Annotated in this window: 29 protein-coding genes and 1 pseudogene; 8 read left to right on the forward strand and 22 right to left on the reverse strand. The window is 34.7% G+C overall.

Annotated elements, in window-relative coordinates; genetic code table 11:
• Window positions 1-214: 214 nt before the first annotated feature.
• Window positions 215-814: a master DNA invertase Mpi family serine-type recombinase gene (locus CLV62_RS17580; protein WP_110312089.1), complete on the forward strand. Its 600-nt coding sequence runs from the start codon at window positions 215-217 to the stop codon at window positions 812-814.
• 184 nt (window positions 815-998) lie between these two features.
• On the opposite strand, the gene CLV62_RS22185 is transcribed toward CLV62_RS17580, so the two are convergent.
• The 5 genes from CLV62_RS22185 to CLV62_RS17600 all read right to left on the reverse strand — a co-directional run bounded on the left by CLV62_RS22185 (window position 999) and on the right by CLV62_RS17600 (window position 3,716).
• Window positions 999-1,133, reverse strand: coding sequence for a hypothetical protein (locus tag CLV62_RS22185; protein WP_262509962.1), 135 nt, complete (start codon window positions 1,131-1,133; stop codon window positions 999-1,001).
• Window positions 1,134-1,255: 122 nt separating this feature from the next.
• Window positions 1,256-1,615 carry a hypothetical protein gene (locus tag CLV62_RS17585; protein WP_110312090.1) on the reverse strand — a complete coding sequence of 120 codons (360 nt, stop codon included), beginning with the start codon at window positions 1,613-1,615 and terminating at the stop codon, window positions 1,256-1,258.
• Window positions 1,615-2,124, reverse strand: coding sequence for a hypothetical protein (locus tag CLV62_RS17590; protein WP_110312091.1), 510 nt, complete (start codon window positions 2,122-2,124; stop codon window positions 1,615-1,617). Before CLV62_RS17590 ends, CLV62_RS17585 begins: the two co-directional genes overlap by 1 nt.
• 2 nt (window positions 2,125-2,126) lie before the next feature.
• Complete coding sequence (locus CLV62_RS17595) at window positions 2,127-2,693, reverse strand: Panacea domain-containing protein (RefSeq protein WP_110312092.1); 567 nt, start codon at window positions 2,691-2,693, stop codon at window positions 2,127-2,129.
• 99 nt (window positions 2,694-2,792) lie between these two features.
• Window positions 2,793-3,716 carry an IS1595 family transposase gene (locus CLV62_RS17600; RefSeq protein ID WP_110312093.1) on the reverse strand — a complete coding sequence of 308 codons (924 nt, stop codon included), beginning with the start codon at window positions 3,714-3,716 and terminating at the stop codon, window positions 2,793-2,795.
• Window positions 3,717-3,874: 158 nt separating this feature from the next.
• Between CLV62_RS17600 and CLV62_RS21775 the strand changes: the two genes are divergently transcribed.
• The gene (locus CLV62_RS21775; RefSeq protein WP_170120090.1) at window positions 3,875-4,045 is read left to right on the forward strand and encodes a hypothetical protein; all 171 of its coding nucleotides are present in this window, start codon (window positions 3,875-3,877) and stop codon (window positions 4,043-4,045) included.
• 35 nt (window positions 4,046-4,080) lie between these two features.
• Here the strand turns inward: CLV62_RS21775 and CLV62_RS21780 are convergent, their stop codons facing one another.
• Together CLV62_RS21780 and CLV62_RS17610 are read right to left on the reverse strand one after the other, a co-directional pair.
• Window positions 4,081-4,257, reverse strand: a complete 177-nt coding sequence (locus tag CLV62_RS21780; RefSeq protein ID WP_170120091.1) for a hypothetical protein — start codon at window positions 4,255-4,257, stop codon at window positions 4,081-4,083.
• 44 nt (window positions 4,258-4,301) lie between these two features.
• Window positions 4,302-4,520: a helix-turn-helix domain-containing protein gene (locus CLV62_RS17610; protein ID WP_110312095.1), complete on the reverse strand. Its 219-nt coding sequence runs from the start codon at window positions 4,518-4,520 to the stop codon at window positions 4,302-4,304.
• Window positions 4,521-4,666: 146 nt separating this feature from the next.
• Between CLV62_RS17610 and CLV62_RS17615 the strand changes: the two genes are divergently transcribed.
• The 4 genes from CLV62_RS17615 to CLV62_RS17630 are packed head-to-tail and all read left to right on the forward strand — an operon-like array spanning window position 4,667 to window position 5,936.
• Window positions 4,667-4,963 (forward strand): zinc-ribbon domain-containing protein, encoded by a 297-nt coding sequence (locus CLV62_RS17615; protein WP_110312096.1) that lies wholly within the window; start codon window positions 4,667-4,669, stop codon window positions 4,961-4,963.
• A gap of 2 nt (window positions 4,964-4,965) precedes the next feature.
• Window positions 4,966-5,250, forward strand: a complete 285-nt coding sequence (locus CLV62_RS17620) for a hypothetical protein (RefSeq protein WP_146212781.1) — start codon at window positions 4,966-4,968, stop codon at window positions 5,248-5,250.
• Window positions 5,247-5,513, forward strand: coding sequence for a hypothetical protein (locus tag CLV62_RS17625; protein ID WP_110312098.1), 267 nt, complete (start codon window positions 5,247-5,249; stop codon window positions 5,511-5,513). The genes CLV62_RS17620 and CLV62_RS17625 overlap by 4 nt, the downstream gene beginning before the upstream one ends.
• Before the next feature lie 39 nt (window positions 5,514-5,552).
• On the forward strand, window positions 5,553-5,936 hold the full coding sequence (locus CLV62_RS17630; protein WP_110312099.1) for a lipocalin-like domain-containing protein: 384 nt from the start codon (window positions 5,553-5,555) through the stop codon (window positions 5,934-5,936).
• A gap of 58 nt (window positions 5,937-5,994) precedes the next feature.
• On the opposite strand, the gene CLV62_RS17635 is transcribed toward CLV62_RS17630, so the two are convergent.
• The 7 genes from CLV62_RS17635 to CLV62_RS17665 form a co-directional block, all read right to left on the reverse strand.
• Window positions 5,995-6,822, reverse strand: coding sequence for a hypothetical protein (locus CLV62_RS17635; RefSeq protein WP_110312100.1), 828 nt, complete (start codon window positions 6,820-6,822; stop codon window positions 5,995-5,997).
• 113 nt (window positions 6,823-6,935) lie between these two features.
• A complete protein-coding gene (locus tag CLV62_RS17640) occupies window positions 6,936-7,340 on the reverse strand; it encodes a helix-turn-helix domain-containing protein (RefSeq protein ID WP_110312101.1) in 405 nt (134 codons plus the stop codon).
• 32 nt (window positions 7,341-7,372) lie between these two features.
• Window positions 7,373-7,555, reverse strand: coding sequence for a type II toxin-antitoxin system HicA family toxin (locus tag CLV62_RS17645; RefSeq protein ID WP_110312102.1), 183 nt, complete (start codon window positions 7,553-7,555; stop codon window positions 7,373-7,375).
• A gap of 166 nt (window positions 7,556-7,721) precedes the next feature.
• The gene (locus tag CLV62_RS17650) at window positions 7,722-8,198 is read right to left on the reverse strand and encodes a DUF2829 domain-containing protein (RefSeq protein WP_110312130.1); all 477 of its coding nucleotides are present in this window, start codon (window positions 8,196-8,198) and stop codon (window positions 7,722-7,724) included.
• Between the two features lie 13 nt (window positions 8,199-8,211).
• Window positions 8,212-8,574 (reverse strand): D-Ala-D-Ala carboxypeptidase family metallohydrolase, encoded by a 363-nt coding sequence (locus tag CLV62_RS17655; RefSeq protein ID WP_110312103.1) that lies wholly within the window; start codon window positions 8,572-8,574, stop codon window positions 8,212-8,214.
• The gene (locus CLV62_RS17660; protein ID WP_110312104.1) at window positions 8,561-9,013 is read right to left on the reverse strand and encodes a phage holin family protein; all 453 of its coding nucleotides are present in this window, start codon (window positions 9,011-9,013) and stop codon (window positions 8,561-8,563) included. Before CLV62_RS17660 ends, CLV62_RS17655 begins: the two co-directional genes overlap by 14 nt.
• A 46-nt stretch (window positions 9,014-9,059) precedes the next feature.
• Window positions 9,060-9,797: an SGNH/GDSL hydrolase family protein gene (locus CLV62_RS17665; protein WP_110312105.1), complete on the reverse strand. Its 738-nt coding sequence runs from the start codon at window positions 9,795-9,797 to the stop codon at window positions 9,060-9,062.
• A gap of 8 nt (window positions 9,798-9,805) precedes the next feature.
• Here CLV62_RS17665 and CLV62_RS17670 point away from each other — a divergent pair, with 8 nt between their 5' ends.
• Together CLV62_RS17670 and CLV62_RS17675 are read left to right on the forward strand one after the other, a co-directional pair.
• Complete coding sequence (locus tag CLV62_RS17670; protein WP_185144277.1) at window positions 9,806-10,117, forward strand: hypothetical protein; 312 nt, start codon at window positions 9,806-9,808, stop codon at window positions 10,115-10,117.
• Window positions 10,118-10,429: 312 nt separating this feature from the next.
• A complete protein-coding gene (locus CLV62_RS17675; RefSeq protein ID WP_110312107.1) occupies window positions 10,430-11,083 on the forward strand; it encodes a carbonic anhydrase in 654 nt (217 codons plus the stop codon).
• A 170-nt stretch (window positions 11,084-11,253) separates the two neighbouring features.
• Here CLV62_RS17675 and CLV62_RS17680 read toward each other — a convergent pair whose 3' ends face one another.
• The 8 genes and pseudogenes from CLV62_RS17680 to CLV62_RS17710 form a co-directional block, all read right to left on the reverse strand.
• Window positions 11,254-12,159 (reverse strand): sugar phosphate nucleotidyltransferase, encoded by a 906-nt coding sequence (locus tag CLV62_RS17680; RefSeq protein ID WP_110312108.1) that lies wholly within the window; start codon window positions 12,157-12,159, stop codon window positions 11,254-11,256.
• 11 nt (window positions 12,160-12,170) lie between these two features.
• Entirely contained in the window at window positions 12,171-14,669 is a 2,499-nt protein-coding gene (locus tag CLV62_RS17685) for a sugar-binding domain-containing protein (protein ID WP_110312109.1), read from the reverse strand.
• A gap of 296 nt (window positions 14,670-14,965) precedes the next feature.
• A complete protein-coding gene (locus CLV62_RS17690) occupies window positions 14,966-16,117 on the reverse strand; it encodes an aldose epimerase family protein (protein ID WP_110312110.1) in 1,152 nt (383 codons plus the stop codon).
• A gap of 96 nt (window positions 16,118-16,213) precedes the next feature.
• Complete coding sequence (locus tag CLV62_RS17695) at window positions 16,214-16,597, reverse strand: hypothetical protein (protein WP_110312111.1); 384 nt, start codon at window positions 16,595-16,597, stop codon at window positions 16,214-16,216.
• A gap of 136 nt (window positions 16,598-16,733) precedes the next feature.
• Window positions 16,734-18,041, reverse strand: a complete 1,308-nt coding sequence (locus CLV62_RS17700) for an alpha-l-rhamnosidase (RefSeq protein WP_110312131.1) — start codon at window positions 18,039-18,041, stop codon at window positions 16,734-16,736.
• 43 nt (window positions 18,042-18,084) lie between these two features.
• Complete coding sequence (locus tag CLV62_RS17705) at window positions 18,085-19,197, reverse strand: glycoside hydrolase family 43 protein (RefSeq protein ID WP_110312132.1); 1,113 nt, start codon at window positions 19,195-19,197, stop codon at window positions 18,085-18,087.
• 408 nt (window positions 19,198-19,605) lie between these two features.
• Window positions 19,606-20,622 (reverse strand): annotated as a pseudogene (locus CLV62_RS22385) (right-handed parallel beta-helix repeat-containing protein); the annotation flags it as partial.
• 108 nt (window positions 20,623-20,730) lie between these two features.
• Complete coding sequence (locus CLV62_RS17710) at window positions 20,731-22,455, reverse strand: RagB/SusD family nutrient uptake outer membrane protein (RefSeq protein ID WP_110312112.1); 1,725 nt, start codon at window positions 22,453-22,455, stop codon at window positions 20,731-20,733.
• Between the last annotated feature and the right edge of the window lie 3 nt (window positions 22,456-22,458).

The following is a 22,458-nucleotide window of genomic DNA, read 5'->3' on the forward strand; positions in this document are numbered from 1 at the left end:
TGCACCTTTCTATTTCAGATAGTATTACAAAAGAAGCAATAGAGTTTTCCCCACCAAATGAGGAACTTATAGCATTTTGCATAAGATAATCGCTCTAAAAATGTCGAATAAAATAGTATTATAAAAATCTATATTTTTAGTATATATAATATGTCTATCTATATTTATTATACTAATTTTATCATTTAAAATTGTATAAATTAAATCTAAAATTATGATTTACGGATATATCAGAGTTAGCTCAGATAAACAAACAACAGAAAATCAACACTTCGAAATAGAAAACTATTCTAAACTGAAAGAAATGCCTATAGACGAATGGATAGAAGAGACAATTAGTGCGACAAAACATCTTTCAGATCGAAAATTCGGAGCATTGCTTACAAAAATGCAAAAAGGAGATATTCTTATTGTAACGGAGCTATCGAGATTAGGACGTAATCTAATGCAAATAATGAGTATTCTTCATACATGTATGGAGAAGGACATCATGGTCTTTACTATCAAAGAAAATTATGAACTCGGTAATAATATTAATTCTAAAGTCTTAGCTTTTGCTTTTGGGTTATCCGCTGAAATTGAACGTAACTTAATATCACAACGTACAAAAGAAGCTTTAGCTCGAAAAAAAGCAGAAGGGGTTATTCTTGGTCGTCCTGTTGGAAGTAAGTCCAAGACAGTAAAGCTAACGGGGCGAGAAAGCGAAATGAAAGCATTACTAGATAAGAAGATTTCAAAAAGTGCAATCGGGCGGATTCTGGGCGTGCATCGCTTGACGGTAAGTGCCTTTCTCAAGGACAAACGACAAATGTAACCCAAGGTTCATATTTTTCTTCTTTTTACATCTGATATACACCCTTTATAAAGAAAGAATAAACAAAGCAAGACTTTCAACGAAAATACGCTAGCCGTAGGCTTGGAAGATTTTCGTTGAAACCGTAAGGCTTGGTCTTGATGGTTTATTCTTTGTATATTATTTTGTATAGAAGATGAAAAAATTAAGCAGTAATAGTTGTAATCTGGTATTTTCTTTTAGCCACATTATGGTTTTCTGTATCAATTTGTATTTCCATTTCAGGAAGTGCAAAGTTTGCATGAAAAACGATCCCCTCATCTATATTTAATATTTCCATATATTGCATAATTTGATTAATGTTATCTTTTCGCATAGCCAAATTTGCATATCTTTTTAGGTAATGATATACCTATTTACACTAAAATTGATAACTAAAAAGGGATGCTAAAAACATCCCTTCTATTTTTCTCTATCTTTTGGGTTATATTCTAAAGCTTTCTTGATTAATTTATCAAAGTCACCCAATTTCTTTTCTTTAGGTGGATTAGAAAGTGTCGTATCTATTAAACCATTCAAACCAAACTGTGCAAAAATTTGTAAGGTATTTAAATTAAGATGTTCTATTACATCTATAAATGAGTAAGTCTTTATTTCATTGTTATTGTCATCTAAAAGAGGTACTAAAGTAACATTAGGATTACCTTTAAAATACATCTTTATCCTTTCTCCAATGAATCTACTACCATCTTCCAAAATATAACAATAGATACTCATTGTACCTACTTGTACATTAACTGTATCTTTTATCCTATTATTCATTAGTCTATATCTATAACCCCAAAATCAATTAAATCAAGAGGCTCTATCCTTTCAGATTTTTTCACTCTTTCTAATACATCATTACAATCCGTAGGAGATAAATTACCTTTGAAATTATTTTCCTTTTTCAATCGCTCTTTTGTGAAGGAAAAAAGTTTTCCGCAATCTACAAAAGATGGGTCGTATCCATCTTTTATAAAAGAATAATCATCTTTACTTATAGGGTGTAAATCTTTTTTAATATCTTCTTCTTTAATGAACTTTGTATTTGGATTGGAATTAACTAAAACTGAACCATAATATGTATCATCTTTTATAGCTATAATTACAGCCATTTTAGGTCTATACCCTCTTTCTTTATCTTCTTCTTTAAGTGTTATACCATCATCTTCTGTCATCTTAATAGAATGTACACTGCCAATAGAGAAAATCAAACTTTCTTGTGTTATTCCTAACTTTTTCTTACTTTCTTCATCTAAGGTATCAAATAGTAACCCTTTTTTAGCCATGATTAGTCAGTTATGTATTCTAATAGAGCTTTTGAAACTCCTGCGGCTTGAGCAATATCAGATAATGGAATTATTTTGATTTTATCAGGTTTATTTTCATCCCAATTTTTATGCCATGCTGAATCATGTGTAATTGTTGATAATTTGGATGGTGAATATTTATGATATCGTTCATAAACTTCATCTAAGATTTTTATATTACTTTTTGATAAGCGAATTGTTTCTGCAATTTTATCTGTCTTAATATATTTTATTTCTCTTTCTCCTTTTTCCTTAGTTATTATTTCAATAAAATCTGAATAAGGTTTTAATTCTTTGTATATCTTGGAATTTTTGCTTACTACACCATCTACTATCTTGCAAATATTGTATGTAATACTAGGAGCAGGACCTGCACTAAAAGCATAAAAATCATCCTTAAATATAGGAAGTCCATATATTTTAAGATGTTTTTTTTGAGCTAAATATAACAACTTAAAAACAGTTATATAATCAATCTCTTTATTATATTTATTCAATAAGTATAATAAAGTATTCTTTATTTTTAATATATCTTTTTCAGATTTCATTATTGGAACTTTTAAATTTTATCTAATTAGTACTATATAGATAAATACATTCTTACTTGTAAATATACAAATATTATTGATTTTATCAAGATTTATCCATTAGTCCGCAATTAAAACATTATACTTTAACCTCTTATTTCCTATATTAGCTAAGAAATGATTAAATCTACTACTTTCACTTTCAAAGTTACGAGTATTGTATCTAAATGCAAACTCATCTATATAATATTGCATATGCTTTTTCGAAACAAAATGATAAATACCAATTATGCCTCTCTTTAAAATACTCCAGAAACCCTCAATGGTATTAGTATATACTTTACCATCTACAAATTGTTTTTCATTATGTTTTACATACAAATGGTTATAAATTTTATTGATTGCATTATAACCTAACCACTCATCAGTATATAACGTTGCTGTATCTTTTATTGTCTTTAGAATCTTAGGTGTTAGATGTTCTGAGGATGTTGATTTAACAACTTTGGCTACAAGTTTACCTTTTCTTGCAACCATACCTAAAACAGGTGTTTTATCTTTAAAACTTCTACCTTGTGAGTTTTCTACTTTTTTGCTTGCATGGCGATTCTTATTTTTACCACCAATAAAAGTTTCATCAGCTTCAACTTCACCCTCTAATTCAGCATTATTTTCTATATCAAAGCAATTTCTCATTCTTTGTAACATAAACCAAGCTGTTTTTTGGGTTACATCAATATCTTTAGCTAATTGGTGAGATGAAATACCTTTTTTATGAGAACATACTAACCATATACCCATAAACCACTTTTGCAGTTCTATTTTAGTATTATCAAATAAAGTCTTGGTTTTCACATTAAAGTATAGACCAGAGTTTTTACATTTATATCTGTTCCCCGTACACTTGTATACTTTAGAATTAGGGTCATAAGGTGAAATTGGATTGCCATTCCATCTTATTTCTTCTAAATATTCTATACAAGTTTGTTCATCAGTGAAGGTTCTGATGAGTTCAAATAGGGAGTCAAATTGTAATCCAAACATAGTAGTTATACTTTAGATGTTTCTTGATTACAAATATAAGTAATTAATTACACCAAAGCAAATATTTAGTGTAACTATAGTGTTGAAAAATGAATATTTTTGTATTAAGTCTTTACAATTTTGTATGCTATGATATTTTTATAATAAAACTTAAGACTATGGAAAAGATTAAATTAACATGTCCAAACTGTGATAATGCAGTTTACATTCATCATGATGATAAATTAATGGAGTATTTTATTAAAACAGAAAAAGTAGGACATCAATGTTCAAAATGTGAAACAAATGTCATAATTAACAAAACAAATGTTTCATATATTGATATATGAAACATTAAGTAGTATGATTATATCTAATTAAATATTCAAATTTCAATAGGTTCTGTATCTTCATTTAACTCTATGGCTCGTTTTTTTGCGTCTTCAATGGCTAGATATACCTCACCTTTGAGTTCAATATAAGTACCTTTTACAATATCATACTTCATAACAATGTATGAACCATTAAGCTTTTCTTCTGTGGCAAATACTGGAATTTTCATATTAAATGATTTTAAAAAGCTAGAAAATCCCCAAATTTAACAATTTATTCGACATCAACAATATCAACCAACTTTATATCTAAACCTTGGCATATCTTTAATAATGTGCCAATGGTTAGATTATTCCTTCCCTTCTCTATCCTTACTAAATTGGGTTTTTCAAAATCACATTTATCACACAAATCTTGTAAACTCATTTTTCTACTTTCTCTTAGTTCACTAATCTTTGAACCAATCTTTTTTAAAACTTCTGATTTTTCCATAAAATAATTTCATTATCATTTTTGATAACAAAGTTTTATTTTTACTTTTACAGAATCATTATCACACATGATAATGGAAAAGAAAAGGGAGATAAGCTGAAAATCCTTGTTAAAGAGTAGGCATAAATAACTAGAATCTAAAAATTATGGCTTTAATCAAATGTCCTGATTGCGGACGAGAATTTTCTGAAACAGCAAATACATGTCCACAATGTGGATATAGAAAAAGAAGTGAAGAGATTAAACAAAAAACAAATAGCGGAATCAAAAAAGTTGGTGCTATATTACTTATACTTATATTAACTGTTGCAGTACAATTTATTCTAATTGAGATAATAGGTGTTCAATATCCCAAAGGAACAAATATATTCTTTTCTATGGGTATAGCAGCAGTATTGTCTTTGGGTGCGAAGGCTTTAGGTTTATTTGATAATGAAGAATAAGTATGAATAAGCTACATATATCTTTCATATCAATGCTTATGACCCTTTTATTGTTTTCTTGTAAAGAATTAACCACCGAAGGATTAAGACAACACATTAAAGAAGAAATCACTACTGAAGTTGCACAAATAAACGGAGTTAAGGTTATCGATTTTCAAATGGTACATGAACAAGGGAATTATTATAATGGTACTCTTACAACAAAAGAAAATGGAGAAGTATTTGTTTATGATGTAATAGTAACATATGATGGTTCTAACTATAAATGGGAAATTATAACAGAATGAAAAACGAAAACCAGAATCCACAAGAAGAATCAAAAACTGTAATAAGGGAAATCATTAAAGAAACCGTTTATATCAAACAACCAGATAATAAATATGATAGATTGGGTTGTTGGATGTGGGGGCTTTGTATCTTAATCCCAATTTTAGGTTTAATTCTATACTTTATATGGAAAGAAGAATACCCCGAAAAAGCCAAAAGTGTAGTTAAAGCTGCTATTATAGGATTCTCAATAAATCTAATATTAATAATGTTTGAGTGCTAAACTAACCTTACAGAACTAACTTTAATCAAAATAGAAATTATGAGAAAATTAAGTGTGCTATTATTAGGTATAATTCTTTGTTTCATGTCATGTAGCGATGACGACAAAAACAATGATGGATTCGAGAGTAAAATAGTGGGTAAATGGCAAATCACAGAAGTAACCAATCCTAGTGATTATGAACCATGTGATTATAGAGGGTGGATGCAGATAAAAGCAGACCATACATTAGATGATTATGATGCTTGTGATGGTGAAACGTCAAAATCCACATGGAAATTAGAAGGTAATGAATTAACCTTTGTCTCGGAAATCTTACCTATTCCTTTTGTAGTGGAAATTGTCTCGGTAAATGACGATAAGATGGTTGTCAAATTCAATTCTTATGGAAAGACAGTCACCAATACGTATAAGAGATTATAATAAGGTAATTAGCAGAATATAAAAATGGGTTCACAATAAATGAACCCATTTTTTTTGTTTATTGTATATTTTTGGTGTAAACTTGTATGTTATTACCTCTTTTTATTTCTATAATAATTTTCTTTCCATCTATTTCAATAATGAAATCAGGTCTTATTTTTGAGCTACCAAAAGATATAGCAGGCTCTCTTTGAATAATTATATTGTCAATAGATTCTAAGAATGCATATAATTTTCCTATAATAGATATTTCATTAATTTTTTCGGAATAGATTTGTTCATAATTTTGTAATACAAATTCTTTTATAATATTAGTAAGTTTATCTAATTGACTTATTTCAGAAGATAATACCATTGAATTAAGATGAAGTAACAAAGAATTCTCTTGCTTTCGTAAAACTTGCTGCTGAATAATGTATGCAACTTTTTCTTGTATTTGCTTCAGTAAAAGATGAACAAAGCTTGAAACAGATGTTAATGCTATGAACGCTTCACTTTCATCAAATAACAATTTATAGTCGTGGGTAGATTTATTTCTCCATTCTTGGCGATAGTTTTTAAATAATTGGAGGACTCTCTCCCTAAAAATATTATTGGATGAAAAGTATTTCTCAATCTCATTAGGAGTACTTTTAGCTACTTCATCTTCTGTTTTTCCTGCTAATATTTTAAATGATTCTTTAAGTGCTCCTTCATAAGCTTGATTACTCCTATAAACGACGTCATTAAAATAATGAGCATCATCTTTACCTTGAATATAATAGGCTTCTGCTCTCTGTAAATGAATCAATATTGATACTAAATATGTAGAACTTTCAATATCTTTCAGATTGTTGATTTGTTCTTCAATATATTTTGATATATCCATACTTTTTGAATTCTGCATAAATAGTATATTTTATACAAAATTCGGAGACATGAGACCGTATAAAAAGGACACAAAAAAGCCCCTCATTTCTGAGAGGCTTCAATCAAGCGAAAAATTTTAATCTGTAATCATTAAGCAAATTCGACTTGACTTATTTCTTTTGCAAATTCATGCAATGATGTTTCTATTTTCAAAACAGTTTTAGGACTGGGTTTACGATGTCCTGTAAGATAATGACTTAATTGCCCCTGATTAACACCTGTTAAACGAGATAATCCGGCTAAAGAAAATACTTTTGAATAATACTCTAAGAAAGAAGACATATCGTATTTAAATTCAAATACTACCTCTTCAAACTCTTTTCCTATCTCCTTATAATGATCTCGCATCTCGCTATAAGAGTTTTTGAAATCAGTTAAAGCAGCATCAACAGTTTCTCCATCACCGATAATAGAATAGCTTAGATCGTTATCACCTAAATATATTCCAAATGTACCATCGGATCCTCTTTCAATAATAGCTTCTATTGTTTTCATCTTTTTTATTTTTTTTAAAGGATGGGGGATAATTAAATCCCCGAATCCTTAATAATACTACTTAATGTACCCTTTTTCACTTCTTCGCTTTTGTGGTTGCTTGTTTGAAACTCCTTTTCTGTTATCGGACTATACCATATAGGATGTTTCTTTCCTTGTCTAACGAAGTAGCAACCTGCTTTGGATAACTTTTTTTCAAGTTCTGAATACTTCATGATGTCAAAGATTACTTAATGATTACCCTACAAAGATACGAATATTAATATCAGCATCAAAGTATTTGATATTAAATTTAATATCTTTTCTTGTGTTTTATAACACAAAAGTGCCCGAATCTCACGACTCAGGCACTTTTTCAATAGTTATAATAACAAAAATAGCTTAGAAATCAAATAACAACCAATCGTCTGCTAACATATCAGTTTGAGAGGCTAACCAACCGTTGACAATAGTACCATCAGCAGCTTTCATGCAAAGGTATGCTGTGAATTTAACAACATCGTCTTTTTTCAATTCAAGCGGATTTCCTTTTTCATCCACGCAGTCCCGATAGAAGTAGTCCTTTACTCTTTGTGGCAAAGATTTTATATCTTTAGCAACAAAGCCTACATGCAATTCATCAGCAGGTCTCATAAATACGAACATACCTTTCCCATTCCATCCTTTTCGAGTAGCAAGTCTTCCTTGCTTTACAGACTCCAGAGCCTGACCAAATGTACCGTGTTCACCATATTGTAATTCTCTACTCTCATTTGCACCCAATACATAAGCTGTTTCAAGTTCTCCTTTTGAGTAGTTACCACTTTGGTTACATAGCTTTGCTGAATATTCAGCGGATTTTTCATCTAATGTTTTCATTTTATATAAATTATTAATACATCCAAGCCACATCATCAGGCAGATTATCACCTGATCCGATGTGTATATACGTTTTAGCTATTCCTATACGGCGAATACCTAGTTTATAGGCAGCTTTCAGGATCTTATATCTGTTAGCTGAAGTATTGCATCTGATATCAACCCCCTTTTTTTGAGGGTGGTCACCGTCTCCGCTTCTACCTTTCGACTTCTCCCATGCAGGAGAACGATAAGCCGATGACAGAACTAAAGGAATCCCGGCTTCTTTTCTCAATTCATCCAATTGATTTATGAATCCCTGATCCATATCCTGTAATGAACAGGAAGGTGTACACTTTTGGAATTCTTTTTCTGTAAAATGTTTACTTGTTATCATCTTTTTTATCAAAAATATAATTATACAATAATGGCATTTTCTTTAGTATTTGTAATCCAAATATGTGATATAGAAATGCAAATACCCTGTTATTGGGAAACAACAGACATATATTTCTAAGGGTATTAGCCACATAAGCGGCTGTGAATACATATGTAAGAGCTTTCACAATGAATAGTGATTCTTCAAGGTCTCCCATCAAAAAGCCAATAAGAAAAGTCAACACAATTACCGACATATATAAGAATAAGAACATTAAAGCGAATATTCCTTTTTTAATTCTTAGCCTATCATCATTGACAAACAGGTCTACCATAATCCCAAAGATGAAATCTCCGGCAAACACTAAAAATAAAACAATAACCGGGTTTTTAATCGGTTCAAAAAATGCTACTATAGCACTTAGAAGGGTTATAAGAAATAATTTAATTGCATCCATATTATAAAAAGTAGATTAATTTTTAAATCTGTTAACTTCTGTTAACTTAAAGAAGTAGATTAATTTGAGGCTTTAATACCCTGTTTATCTCAACATGTCCTGCATCATTAGGGTGTGTGTTGTCTGCCATTAATGTAGGAAAAGTAATAAATGTGATCTTGCATGTCTTGTATATCTCAAGACAAGGAACCGCAAAGTGATTCGATATAATTCTTTGCACTTCCCTGTACTTTTCAAGAGTTGCATCATGCGCTGCATCTGCAAACTTGATCGACAAGACCACAACTATAACAGCATCGGGACACTTGGTTATTAATGTTTCCAGATTCCATCTGAAAGCATCGGCAAAATTCGACTTACTCAGATTGGCAAAATCTTTAGTAAGTGTTACAGCAGCATCTCCCAATGTAAGATTATTACCCGCATCATTTGTACCAATCATAAGTGTTATTAAACCTTTGAACCCGGCAGGTACTAAAGCAACTTTACTATCTAAATAATTAGACCCTGTTCCAGTTGTGGATAAACCGTTTTGACCCAGATTGGTAAATGTACCGCGAAGAGAAAGAGATAATAACCTTGGGTAAGGGATAGCAGCCCCTTGCCCGTTAGTTATACTATCTCCCAAAGCGATATAATTAACCTGCCTGTCACCATCACTCATCGATTTTACAATCGTAATACCTACACAGAGATCAGATGTGGGTGCCGATCCTGTAGGACCTATCAAACCACCACCAATCGGATTAGCTCCTGCTGTACTATAATAGAATGATCCTCTCAATAAGATATATGGCTATAGAGCTATGTTTGTTGATTTGTCAACTAAATGTATTCGGGTTCGTTTTTGCACGTAATGAGTATAACCCTTTATCGGTCAAAATAGCCACTTACGAAGCTATACACACGCTTCAAATGAAAGAATTACTATATGTATTCTTTTATGTATGGTATGGCTTAGAATGGCTTATAAGACTCATTCAATACCGAAATACTAAAGAAGCTTACAGAAATATATCTTTCGAACGTGAGGCATACAACAAACAATGCGATAGCGAGTATTTGAAGAATCGAAAGATGTATAGTTATTGGCGGTATATATGATTAAACGGTGTTTAAATTCTATTTAAACACCGTTTCTTTTTGTTGTATCTTTGGGAAGTAATATGATGCCGTGTGCGTTTTTAGGTATGTTTGGTTTTAATTTTATAGTGATTTGGTTTTTGCAATTATACCAGATATTGTATTGTAAAATGCGTGCTTTAGTTTATTAGCACGCATTTTTCTTTTGAGGATTATTTGAGAGGTTTGTAAGATTAGTCATTATCGTTAAAAAAGGAAGAACCGGAAATAAAGAAGATGATGGTTAATTGAACAAATATTATCTTTGCCGGATAAATTAAAAACACATTAATTATGCCCGACCAAGCAAAGTATGACAAAATATTTGAATCTAATAGAAAATGGATAGAGAAGAATAAGGTAGATAATCCCGGATTATTTGAATTATTAGCAGCAGACCAACATCCGGATTTTCTATATATCGGTTGTTCCGACAGCAGGGTACACCCTAATCAAGTTATGGGCTTAAAACCGGGAGAGGTTTTCATCCATCGTAATATTGCAAACATGGTTATAGCCACTGATTTGAATGCTCTTTCAGTCATCAACTATGGAGTAGAATACCTCGACGTCAAATATATTATTGTTTGTGGGCACTATGGTTGCGGGGGTATACAAGCTGCAATGAAAAATTTAGACTACGGAATACTTAATCCTTGGTTACGAAGTATACGCGATGTCTATCACCTACATAAAAAAGAACTGGATGCAATTGATGACACAGAAGTCAGGCATCGACGCCTTGTTGAACTTAACACGTACGAGCAATGCCGCAACGTTATAAAAATGGGAGAAGTGCAAAAATCTTATTATCAAAAAGGGTATCCTAAAGTTGCAGGCTGGGTATTCGATATTAAAGATGCCCGACTGCATGACTTAAATTTCGACTTAGAAGGAGAGCTTGATAAGATTAAAGATATTTACGATATTACCGGCAAAACTCGATAGGTTAAATGGCATCCATCGGGAATTTAACTACTACTTTATGAATTAAACAGAACAATACTTAAAAAAAGCAATAATCTATAGACTAAAGCTATTGCTCTCTAAATAAAAACAGAAGTAGAGGTAAAAACTTCTACTTCTGTTTTTTTATATCTCTGTAAGTCTACAACTTATTAAGAAAACAGTTTTTGAGGATAAATATTTCTTGCAACAAGATCTTTGATCTTCAGAATAGCTTCGGGGCGATCTTTTGCATATGTAATACCAAACCATTTTGAGGGTGTATTAAATAATTTCACCTCGATCAATTTCTTTTCAACAAGAGTATTTATTAAAGTCGGAATAAGGAATTCAGCCTTAATCTTATCTTTATTCTCTTTCAGAAATTCCACGAAATACTCTTCCGAAAGATCGAAATAGTCAGGAGTAAATCCCCACATATTCATCGATACAGGAGTTGTATCAGTTAGGTTTTTCCATATGCCATCCGCATCCTTAAACTGAGGAGTACCTTCTGTTCGTTTAACTTCGGTACGTTCCACTATTTTCAGAAGAAGATTGTCTTCGTCTACTTCACAAACGCCTCTGGCTACCGATCCGCTATCAGACAATGTATTGCCTAACATATAACCCATCATACAATAATGACCGGTTTTACCCTCCATACTCTTGAGCTGTCCTGCCAGAAGCTGGAAGCTTTCTCTGCCATAAAAATCATCGGAATTTATGATCCCGAATGGCTCGTTTATGACATTCTTACCCATCAGCAGAGCATGATTTGTTCCCCATGGTTTTTCTCTCTCAGGATTTGGAGTAAATCCTTCGGGCAAATCGTCTATTTCCTGAAACACTACTTCTACAGGTACTGATTTTTCGTATTTAGAGAGAATCTTTTTTCTGAATTCTTCTTCAAAAGCTTTTCTTATAACAAATACAATTTTACCAAAACCCGACTGTAAAGCGTCGTATATGGAATAATCCATAATTGTTTCGCCATTAGGACCCAAACCATCCAATTGTTTTAGTCCGCCATATCGGCTACCCATTCCGGCTGCCAGTATAAATAATGTAGGTTTCATAGTTCTTTTCTCTATTTGATGTTAATAATAATCTCTGCTGAGTTTAGCCAAGGGGAGGTAAACCTCACTTTGGCAGTTCCCTGCTGTCCGGTTGCCTGAATGTAAGCCAATATACGTCCATGATAAACACGATGCACATTATCTGTGTAATCGCTCATGTCCTCATTATTACTGGCTTCTAATCCGAGCAGACGTGCAGGACCATCGATAGTACAAGTCACTTCTTCATCCGATAATAACACAGGTATGCCATTTTCATCAACAACCTGTATAACTACCTGAGACAAACCTCTATCCTTACTGATAACGGTTTCTCCCGCTTGAATAGTCAACGCATACGACCGTTTTGATGACTCAATAGCAAAGGTACTAATTTCTTTTTCATCTTTATCCATACCTACGACCTCAAGTTTACCTTCGGTATACGGTATATCCCAATAAATGATACCCGTATTGTCATCATACCTTTTAACATCTCCTACAGTCTTATTGTTCAATAATAATTTAGCCTGCGCTGCATTTGTATAACATACGACTCTTATCGATTGCCCTTTTGTGTAATTCCAGATAGGCCATGCATCCATCGAAGGAGTCTTTTCCTGATAGTTTCCACCTTCATTTTCTGCATCGAATTGCGACCATACATCTTTCATCTGACTTCTGGTTCCTTTGCCCGGAGTCGGATATGTACCTAAGTATGCCATCGGTTTATCGCTCCACAGAGATTGTCGGAAATAACCTCTTGGTTTAATGAATCCTCCAAAATCGAGCAGACCCGAATAAAACCCTCTGGAAGGCCATTTGTTAGACTCACCCAGATAATCGATACCTGTCCACAGGAATTGTCCGAAAATATGATCGTTATCCCTCACTGCTTTCCATGCTGACAGTTCGTGGCGGTTCTCACTTCCGAAGATGATGCGGGCAGGATATTTTTTATGATCTGTATCATAACGACCCTCGGTATAATTGTATCCTGCAATATCTAAAGCTCCCGGATATTCTGTTTCATTCGACATAGCAACTCCTGCCAACCCTGCGGTAACCGGACGTGATTTATCGTGCTCTCTTACAACGGCTGCTAAACGTTTGGCAATAGCTCCCAAACGCATGGCGTCGGGTGCATCTTTCTTGTAACCTCCAAATATGGGTTGGGTAAATCCGTCCACATTCGATCCGTTTAACACAGGATGAGAGTAAGGGTCGTTCGGATAGTCAACCTCGTTTCCAATGCTCCATGCAAATATAGAAGTATGGTTACGGTCGCGGCATACTATATCCGCTAAATCTCTTTCGCCCCATTCTTCAAAGAAATCGAATGTCCCTTGAAAACCGGGTGTTCCCTGATTCCATCCGGTCAACCATTTGCGTTTAGGAAATTCCCACTCGTCATACGCTTCATTCATTACCAGCATACCTAGTTCATCACACAGTTGATATAGATCGGGGGCTTGCGGATTATGGCTTGTCCTGATAGCATTGCACCCAATACTCTTAAGTGTTTCGAGTCTCCTTTTCCAAACTTCACGAGGAACAGCTGAGCCGAGTACTCCTGCATCATGGTGAATACATACTCCTTTTACCTTCATCCACTCGCCATTGAGGGCAAAACCTTTATTCGGATCAAAGGTATATGTACGGAAACCCGTATTAGTAGTAGTCTGGTCTATTACTTTTCCGTCTTTTAAGAAAGTTGTCTTTAGTCGGTATAAATACGGGTTATCTAAACCCCACAATTGAGCATTTGTTACTTTCAACTCCTGAGATATTTTTGCTTTCAAAGAAGACGAAACAGCAACTTTCTGTGATGCTTTAGCCACAACGGTTCCATCAGCTGATAAAAGTTCGTTTTGAATAACCAATTCTGCATTTGCATTTGATCCATTTTGAACTTCTACTTCTACACTTAGTACAGATTGTTTTTTAGTGGATATTTTGGGATAGGCATATACTCCCCACTGGGCTATATGAATGGGATTGGAATATATTAACCATACATTGCGGTAGATACCCGAACCCGTATACCATCTGGAGTCCGCCGATTGGCTGTGGTCTACACGAACTGCTATTACATTGTCTTTTCCATATTCGATATAAGGAGTTGCATCATACATAAACGAAATATATCCGTTGGGGCGTTTTCCTAACGAATGACCATTTACAAATACTTCGCTTCTATTATATACGCCCTCAAAATAAAGATATACCTTCTCTCCTACTTTATCGGATGGAATATTTAAAGTTTTTCGATACCATCCGATACCTCCCGGCAAATAACCTGTGGCACTTGCCAGTGTCGGGCTCAACTGTCCTTTAACGCTCCAGTCATGAGGCAGATCCACCTGTTTCCACTTGCTATCATTGAAGTCGGCAATTTCGGCTTTTTGAGGATCGTCTAAGGTAAAGCGCCAGTTGTCATTCAACTTCGAAGGACTCCCGAACGATACTTGGCTAAAAGAATATATTGACAAAGAGGCCAATATAAATAGTATTAGTATTTTTCTTGTCATAATTATAGATATTTTATTTTGTGATTATTCTTTAAGATTGTTTATACCAATCGGTAGTTTAAAATTCTACCATAAATTCTCATAAGTTACAAAAAGTAAACAAGTAAGGTAACAAAAGTAACCGGAAAGTGACTAAAAAGTGTCACTTTTGAGATTATCACAAACAACAGATAATCAAACAATAACAATATAAAAGGTTACAAAAGTAACAAAAGTAACACTTTTTCAGTGCCTTATTTTTCTTGTTGGCTGCTCACTGATAATTGCTCACTGATAACTGTTTACTGATAGATAAACTAATTCGCATTATTTGAAAATTTATAGACGGTATTCTGCACATATACTTGCCCCGGGTCTAAACGAGTAGAGGGAAAGTGTGATTGATTGGGACTATCGGGAAACTTCTGTGTTTCGAGAGCTATAGATTCCCTGTAATTATGGGGCTTATTGTATTTACCGATATCAGTACCTTTTGCAAAATTACTGGTATATATCTGAATCCCGGGCTGATCTGTCCAAATTTGCATTTGTCTGCCGCTAGTCGGTTCGTATAAAGTAGCTGCCCACTCTACATCGGACTCCGTTTTTCGATTTAACACCCAATTATGATCATAGCCCGATCCATTTTTCAACTGTTCGTTTTCGTCATTTATTCTTTTTCCAATTACTATAGAAATCCTAAAATCAAAAGGTGTATTTTCAACGCTGAGATACTCGCCTGTAGGAATGGAAAACCCATTAATCGGGGTAATAGAGTCGGCATTGACGGTTAATTCATGATCCAGAATTGTACCATTCCCTTCCCCCTTGAGATTAAAATACGAATGATTAGACAGATTCACATGTGTAGGTTTATCTGTTGTTGCCATATATTTAATTTTAAATTCATTCTCAGAAGTAAGTGAGTATGCCATCTTTACATTCAGATTGCCGGGAAAACCGTTGTCTCCATCGGGCGAAAGGTATGATAAATGAATTTCGTTATTACTGACACTATCCACATTCCAAACAACAACATCAAAACCTGAGGTTCCCCCATGCAAGCAATTTGTTCCGCTATTTTGTGGAAGTTGGTATTTAACTCTATCAAGTTCGAATTGTCCATTTGCAATACGATTGGCGTACCTGCCCAATACCGACCCTAAGAATCTACTATTCGGATTATTTATATATTCCTCTATATTATTATACCCGAGTACAATATCTTCATATTTATTGTTCCTATCAGGAGTCCAGAGAGAGACTATCCTTCCCCCCAGATTGGTTACCTGCATTATAATACCATTGCCCGAATCAAGAGTATAAATACCCACTTGTTTATTATTGACTGTTGCCGAAAAGTCTTTTTCTGCAAGTAGTCTAATATCTGTATTTTCGATAGGCTTATTCTTACACCCCATCAGACACAACGCCGAGAATCCAATGTATAAAAGTTGATGTATTTTCATTTTAATCAATACTAAATATTTAATGCCAAGTTTTTAAATTATAACTAATGCCAATCAGTAGTTGAATAGTCAGTAATAAACGCTCTTTTAAGTTATTTATAAGCTACGCACAATCGAAGATTGTTTGTGTTCCTTTTGCCCAAAGCCGCAAAAGGAACCAAAAAGTCTTTTGCCGTCCACTTCTGGGCGATCCGTTAATTGCTTGCAGTCTGAATAAAATAAGCCGTCCTGTCGGACTCTTTGTATTTTATTCTTAACGACTGCTTCACAGAACGGATCCTCGCCTGCGAAGTAAATGACGGCTTTGCTTACGCCCGTCAGGCTCTCCGACATTGCCGGTTGCCCGGGGTACCCGATGTGGGAAAAAAGCGTAAAAAACAAAAAGAAATCAATCAAGAAAGTGTTTTTTTGTTTTCGCTTTCGAGCACGTATCGGGTCGTGCAAAGAGGCACAGTCTTGATTTTTTGTTTCGTTTTGCATCAAGGCAAAATGAAAGACAAACCTAATAGGGTGCGTCAGTAAAAAAAGAGCGTTTATTACTGACTATTCAACTACTGATTCGCATAACTAACTATAATTAAAACACTTGTCAAATCAATAAAAAAGGTCTGAGCCCTTAATAATTTTTCTGTGTTTTGGAATCAATTTCTAAAACCTGCACTTTCTGAGGTTCGATATCTGCTTTGCCTTCTCCATCCACCTGATCAGCGTTCTGAACAAAGATGTGCAATAGCCCTTTATTTCTCCACAACTCGGTATCGAAGCTAGGTTCCCATGACCCCACCGAAAAATCAGTAAGATCATGAATTTTCCAGTTATTACTATTGATGTCTTTACAAACCGCAATAGACACTTTTTCACCTCGCTCTTCATCTCTAAATAATAAGAATAAATTTGTGCCTTTACCTTTCGAATCGACTATCAACTGAGGTCGGGAAATAGGTATACGTTTTGTTCCTGCCCCTTTCAGCGAGAAAGGTGTAGTTCGGAAATTGAGATTCATCACTTTCCATTCCGTACCATCGTTATAAACGATATGATATTGAGGAATATCTGAGTTCGGTTCCCTCCAATAAGTAGCAATATAAGGGCGACTTTTGCTGTCAGATGTCATTGACGTCTGATTGATCAGCTCGCTATTCTGAGGAATAAAGGTTACATATTCTGACGTTTCGGCAACAATGGGCAGTGTATATTTCTGATTTTGTGAATTGAGCCATGTTATACCTCCATCCAATGATTTAGCATAACAGAGATCGTGATTCGTTGCTACATCGGGAGTCTCACGCCATACCCACGAAATATGTATAATACCTTTATCATCTATGCACGATTGAGCATAGGCATTGCGTTTACCTTCTCCATCAATCAGATTTTTTTGCAGTTGACTCCATGTTTTAGATTTCACATCGTATCGATTAAGTACCAGATTACCCTTTCCCGATTGACCGTCACGATATATAAAAATCAAGTCGCCATTTGGCATTTTATAAAATTCGGGGTAGGTTACATTTGTTTCCGATTCGCCTGTCATAGGTTGCTTTTCACCTAATTCCAATGACAGAGGTTCTATGCTTTTTGCATAACGCAAAGAGTGTCCGTGATGATCCCACGATACATGCAAATAACCATCTCCATCAACCATGATGCTTATTATATTATGGGCATCATTAACATTGCCCGTATATTGTGTCTTATGTATATCCCATTCACTTTTAGGCAATTTCCTTTTTCCTAAGATAAGAAATCCATCATTATCATAATACGCTATAAATTGGATGCCTTTGTATGTCACTAACGAATTCTTTCGGAATACGGTAACATTCACCGAATTATTTGCCCATCCATCGCCAACAGGTATTAATTGCTGTGCATAGATAAACTGAGGCAATAATAAAGAAATAAGTATAATAAGATTTTTCATAATGATTGAAGTTAATAAAGGTATTAAAAAAGATCTGAGACCTTCATTTATCAAAGATATCTAAAGTCCAGTTATCTAACCACTTTAATACAGGCATATTATTTTCAAATTGAATAGGTAGCCATACATATCTGCCATCGATGGGGTTCTTAGGTGTCCATCGGTCAGCCATAAAAATAAAAGCATCCTTCTTTCCCTCAACAGGCAGTATATATGTACTTTGTGAGTGAAATGTCAATTCAGAGTCTTTTCCAACACATGGATTCGGATATAATTTCCATGGTCCCCAAATATTATCTGCAACAAGCAAGCGAGCTGCATTGGGAGCCCATCCCGTACATCCTGAGGTAATCATGAAATAACGTCCATTCTTCTTGAAAATTGCAGGAGCTTCATTATGACCTGCAGGTTCCACTCGTGTATATTTTCCGGTGTGACTTAAATAATCATCCGATAATTCGGCAATCTGTAATGTAAGATTTTCTTCCGATGAATATATGTGATATGCTTTACCATCGTCATCTTCATAAACAGTCATATCACGAGACATCTGCCCTCCTTGAAAATCACGACGAACAAATAATCCGTCTTTTACTGCAGCAGTCCATTCATCAGTCCACCATTTTGGGAAATGATCAGGTGACACTTTCTTGTTTTTCTGTTTATCAGACATATTAACAGGATAATATCCGGCATTAGGGCGGTATGATTTTATAAATTTAAAAGGACCTGTCGGCTTATCGCTTGTTGCAATTCCAACATGGGCTTTTTCGTATCCCTTACCTTTCAATTCGAGATGAAAGAACATTACAAACTGTTTAGTCTTTTCATTATAAACAACTTTAGGTCGCTCTATAATGCAACCTTTGGTTATGGGACTGTTTTCGTCATTTTCAATAACGGAAAGAGCCACCCCTTCGTTCGTCCAATTATAAAGATCATCCGAAGAGTAGCACATGACACCTACTAAAGCATTATTACTTTTTTCTCCTTTATTTTCCCCAAACCAATAGTATTTACTATTGTGATAGAGTATTCCCCCTCCATGAGCATTGATATGTACGCCATCTGTGTCTGTCCATATTTTACCGGGTTCGAAAGCTTTGTGTTTTTTTATGTCTGAACTCTTATTCAGCGATTTTAATTCAAAAATCATCTGATTTATATTGGTAGTCCGAAGTACTTTTTGTATATCTTCGACCTTTATAGATAAGCGTTGTGTGTCATTAGGTAAATTTTCGATATTACCTGTATAAGTATTTCCCCTAAATAAGGTTTGTGTATCTCCTCCAAATTTAAAGACTGACTGGGCATCGTCTTCTGCATAAAATATATTGTTGTAAAACCGGGTATTATCAGCCCACTTTTTACCCCAATCATCCATTTTCAAGATGGATCTATCAATTTCCGCACTTTCTTTTTTTCTGACAACAATGAGGTTGCCGTAAAATTGCGTATTAGTTACAGGCCCTGTAATATGAATGACGGGCGAAAACCATCCTGCCTGTTTAGTCGGATAGGCACGCAATCCATCGTTTATACTTACATTGTATCGGATGATTGTATTATCTGTACCGATATTCCAGTTTTTACCCAATGAGTCACCATCGTTGCATACAAGAAGAAAACCTCCTGCATTGTCATGACTGTAGTTATATTGTATAATTGTATTTCTGCAATTGTAATCCGAGTCAAACCCTTGTCCGTCCCATTTTGCATTATGCCCACTTACTTCATTGTATTGTATTATTGTGTTATCGCAGCTCCAAGGCCAGATACCTGCGGCTGCTTCATCGGGTGAAAGAATATCAGGACAATCTTTCATCACATTGTATTCGATAACAGCACCATCGCAACCAATAGGAACTATACCATCACCGGAAACACCTTCCAACAAATTGCCTTTTATGAGTACTCCTAAACTTGGATACCAATTGTCACGACCTGAGTATCCTCCCGAATATATTCCGTTACGACCGCAATCTTTCACATGGCAATCAAGAATTTTTAAATCAATGAATCGGGTTTTTATGCGGTCTCCCTTGTTTTCCCAATAGATGCCGCCTCCCGAACCATCTTTCTTTATCAGGCTTCCGTTCACATTTTTTACTGTCAGATTTTGAACTGTAATCTGATGTCTGTCTCCACTGTTTTCAGCTAAAATTAAAACCCCTACTCTACGGTTCTTTCTTTCACTTCCTGTATTCGTTATTTCTAAATCTCGAACAATGCAATAAGCCGAGTTTTCAATAAGCAAAGTATATTGCTTTTCCCCTGCCCCATTTATTTGAGGTTTATTGCCTTCTCCATACGCTCCCACTATAATCAAGTGTTGATTTGTACCTTCGATCTTCAACTCCAATTGCCCCGAAAAAATAGAGTTTCTTTTGAACAAGATAGTATCGCCGGGTATAAATTTACTAGAGTTTACTTTACCTAAACTCTTCCAAGCCAAAGCCAAACTCTTTCCCGAATTACTATCGTTTCCCGATTGGGAATCTATATAATAAGTTGTGGAAAATATAAATGGTATATGAAGGCTAAATAAAATGTACAGAAGTATTGATCTTAACTTTATCATCTTGATTATTTTTTCATATAATTTTAAACCAGAAAGACAATTATATCTCTTAACTGCCTTTCTGATTTTATAATATATCTTTTTTTCGAATCAGAAATTAATATCTGATTACCATCCTGCGTTTTGGTCTAAAACAGCATCGGTATTAGAGTCTATTGCGGTTTGCGGTATTGGGAAAAGACCCCAATCTTTTATTCCTGTATTTGAAGGATAGTCTTTCACATAATACGCATACTTGTTTACCTGTTCTTTAGCTATTGTTCCACCCATACGGAGTAGTGTACACCAGCGTCTCTCTTCCATAAATAGTTCACGTACACGTTCATCAAGGATCAGTTGGATATTGATATCAGCACTTACAACCTCATATTCACACTGAGCTCGTCTACGCAAAGCATTGATGTCCTCAGCCGCCTTTCCATTATCTCCCAGACGAAAATACGCCTCGGCTCTCAGCAGATAGGTTTCCGATAAACGACAGGCATATTCATCGCGATACATATTAGATCTGTTACCTCCATCTGCTAAATCTTCGTATCCCCAATCATCTAAAGGCGAGAATTTTGTCCAGACAGGATAATAACGATCCAATGTCGAGGCTTCGAGCATCGAAAGAAGAACAGGTTTGCCATACATACTATGACCGGGATCGGTACATTTGAAATCGCGACGAATATTTACTTCCGAATTACGCATATCTTTTGCAAATTTATTTGCCCAGACTACAGTTGTTACATAGTTTGTGGGAGCAACACTCGATACTGCACGTCCACCGACATAGGCCGAAACGTCTCCATCCCATGGGGAAATTTTACCTTCCTGATATTCAGGTTTCCAATTGACATTACGTAACACCGGTCCAAATTCACGGGGATATGCCAATACCTGATTTCCTCCAAATTTTTTATATACCTGATAATCGTTTTGCAGTGTCCACAAAGCTTCTTTATTACCTTCCGAATAATCAAGATTGTTCCGTTGAAACAAATCAAAGAATACATCTCCATTAGGTACATAAGCAGCAACGCCATTCAGTGGCACTCCCCCTTCTGCAATAGCTCTTCCTCCAAAACGTTCTGTCATAAGCGAATGAAGTCCCATTGCTTTTGATGCGTAATCAATCGACTTATCCAATAAATTTTTATCATTATTTAAAGTAGTTGCTAAAGCCAGATATGCTTCCGCAAGGTAATGATAAGTCGCTCCTTTTGCTACGCGCCCTGCTTCCGTCGGATAATCGGGCATTCCTTCTAAAGCATCTTCAAAATCCTGAATAGCAAATCGGTATGTGTCTTCTCTTGATGAGCGTACAAAATCAAATTTGGGTGTTGTATATACTTTATCCACTAAAGGTACTCCGCCAAACATTTCTCCTAATGACAGATAGGCAAAGCCTCTGAAAAATTTAGCCTGAGACATTGCATACAAACGGTCGGTTTCTTTATTCCACGATATAGACGTTAACTCCGTACCATAAATCGTTGTGTTGGCATATGCTGCCAATTGATAAAAAGCATCGTATACAGATCTTACCTCTCCGTAATCCGAAGACCATTTCGTATAATTAGAATATCCGTTTCCGGCAGATCTCCATTGTGGGCTATCCAAGAGGTCGGTTCCTAAACCTTTCATAAAATAGGTGTTTTGAAACCAATATCTAATATGTAAATACAGATTGGTAACATTAGCTTCTACCTGCGAACTTGTATTGAACGCATTCTCAATAGTATATATTGTTTCAGGATCTTCTTTTAGAAAATCGCTATCATTACAACTTGTTATTCCAAGCAATAATGAACAGAAGGTTGTGATTAATATTTTAATTCTTTTCATGTC

It is taken from the genome of Indolivaga alginatilytica, from assembly GCF_003201355.1.
Taxonomy (GTDB): Bacteria; Bacteroidota; Bacteroidia; order Bacteroidales; family Dysgonomonadaceae; genus Dysgonomonas_A; species Dysgonomonas_A alginatilytica.

Bases quoted from the DNA above. Each gene is read 5' to 3' on its own strand.
- CLV62_RS17580 (WP_110312089.1), top strand. From the start codon at position 215: ATGATTTACGGATATATCAGAGTTAGCTCAGATAAACAAACAACAGAA.
- CLV62_RS17670 (WP_185144277.1), top strand. From the start codon at position 9,806: ATGGCTATAGAGCTATGTTTGTTGATTTGTCAACTAAATGTATTCGGG.
- CLV62_RS17710 (WP_110312112.1), bottom strand. From the start codon at position 22,455: ATGAAAAGAATTAAAATATTAATCACAACCTTCTGTTCATTATTGCTT.
- CLV62_RS17675 (WP_110312107.1), top strand. From the start codon at position 10,430: ATGCCCGACCAAGCAAAGTATGACAAAATATTTGAATCTAATAGAAAA.
- CLV62_RS17610 (WP_110312095.1), bottom strand. From the start codon at position 4,520: ATGGAAAAATCAGAAGTTTTAAAAAAGATTGGTTCAAAGATTAGTGAA.
- CLV62_RS22185 (WP_262509962.1), bottom strand. From the start codon at position 1,133: ATGGAAATATTAAATATAGATGAGGGGATCGTTTTTCATGCAAACTTT.
- CLV62_RS21780 (WP_170120091.1), bottom strand. From the start codon at position 4,257: ATGAAAATTCCAGTATTTGCCACAGAAGAAAAGCTTAATGGTTCATAC.
- CLV62_RS17650 (WP_110312130.1), bottom strand. From the start codon at position 8,198: ATGAAAACATTAGATGAAAAATCCGCTGAATATTCAGCAAAGCTATGT.
- CLV62_RS17635 (WP_110312100.1), bottom strand. From the start codon at position 6,822: ATGCAGAATTCAAAAAGTATGGATATATCAAAATATATTGAAGAACAA.
- CLV62_RS17625 (WP_110312098.1), top strand. From the start codon at position 5,247: ATGAAAAACGAAAACCAGAATCCACAAGAAGAATCAAAAACTGTAATA.
- CLV62_RS17630 (WP_110312099.1), top strand. From the start codon at position 5,553: ATGAGAAAATTAAGTGTGCTATTATTAGGTATAATTCTTTGTTTCATG.
- CLV62_RS17595 (WP_110312092.1), bottom strand. From the start codon at position 2,693: ATGAAATCTGAAAAAGATATATTAAAAATAAAGAATACTTTATTATAC.
- CLV62_RS17655 (WP_110312103.1), bottom strand. From the start codon at position 8,574: ATGATAACAAGTAAACATTTTACAGAAAAAGAATTCCAAAAGTGTACA.
- CLV62_RS17685 (WP_110312109.1), bottom strand. From the start codon at position 14,669: ATGACAAGAAAAATACTAATACTATTTATATTGGCCTCTTTGTCAATA.
- CLV62_RS21775 (WP_170120090.1), top strand. From the start codon at position 3,875: ATGGAAAAGATTAAATTAACATGTCCAAACTGTGATAATGCAGTTTAC.
- CLV62_RS17600 (WP_110312093.1), bottom strand. From the start codon at position 3,716: ATGTTTGGATTACAATTTGACTCCCTATTTGAACTCATCAGAACCTTC.
- CLV62_RS17585 (WP_110312090.1), bottom strand. From the start codon at position 1,615: ATGAATAATAGGATAAAAGATACAGTTAATGTACAAGTAGGTACAATG.
- CLV62_RS17615 (WP_110312096.1), top strand. From the start codon at position 4,667: ATGGCTTTAATCAAATGTCCTGATTGCGGACGAGAATTTTCTGAAACA.
- CLV62_RS17620 (WP_146212781.1), top strand. From the start codon at position 4,966: ATGAATAAGCTACATATATCTTTCATATCAATGCTTATGACCCTTTTA.
- CLV62_RS17645 (WP_110312102.1), bottom strand. From the start codon at position 7,555: ATGAAGTATTCAGAACTTGAAAAAAAGTTATCCAAAGCAGGTTGCTAC.
- CLV62_RS17590 (WP_110312091.1), bottom strand. From the start codon at position 2,124: ATGGCTAAAAAAGGGTTACTATTTGATACCTTAGATGAAGAAAGTAAG.
- CLV62_RS17700 (WP_110312131.1), bottom strand. From the start codon at position 18,041: ATGAAAAATCTTATTATACTTATTTCTTTATTATTGCCTCAGTTTATC.
- CLV62_RS17680 (WP_110312108.1), bottom strand. From the start codon at position 12,159: ATGAAACCTACATTATTTATACTGGCAGCCGGAATGGGTAGCCGATAT.
- CLV62_RS17690 (WP_110312110.1), bottom strand. From the start codon at position 16,117: ATGAAAATACATCAACTTTTATACATTGGATTCTCGGCGTTGTGTCTG.
- CLV62_RS17695 (WP_110312111.1), bottom strand. From the start codon at position 16,597: ATGCAAAACGAAACAAAAAATCAAGACTGTGCCTCTTTGCACGACCCG.
- CLV62_RS17705 (WP_110312132.1), bottom strand. From the start codon at position 19,197: ATGATTTTTGAATTAAAATCGCTGAATAAGAGTTCAGACATAAAAAAA.
- CLV62_RS17660 (WP_110312104.1), bottom strand. From the start codon at position 9,013: ATGGATGCAATTAAATTATTTCTTATAACCCTTCTAAGTGCTATAGTA.
- CLV62_RS17640 (WP_110312101.1), bottom strand. From the start codon at position 7,340: ATGAAAACAATAGAAGCTATTATTGAAAGAGGATCCGATGGTACATTT.